At 51.6% G+C, this 215-nt stretch carries 1 protein-coding gene; it reads left to right on the forward strand.

From position 1 onward, the window contains the following. Positions 1–215: Calx-beta domain-containing protein (locus ACIR131C_RS25505; protein ID WP_035371888.1), on the forward strand; the 215-nt coding region annotated here is incomplete at both ends.

The following is a 215-nucleotide window of genomic DNA, read 5'->3' on the forward strand; positions in this document are numbered from 1 at the left end:
CGGACAATACACCTTAACCCGCACAGGTCCTACTACCAGTAGCTTAACGGTTAACGTCAGCTTAACCGGAACAGCCACCAATGGCACAGATTACACAACCATTCCTACTACTGTCACCTTTGCCGCAGGTTCTGCCACCGCAGTGGTCAACCTGAACGTCACTGATGACACCCTTGTCGAAGGAACAGAAACTGCCATCCTCACCGTTACATCGG

The organism is Dolichospermum circinale AWQC131C (genome assembly GCF_000426905.1).
Lineage (GTDB): Bacteria > Cyanobacteriota > Cyanobacteriia > Cyanobacteriales > Nostocaceae > Dolichospermum > Dolichospermum circinale.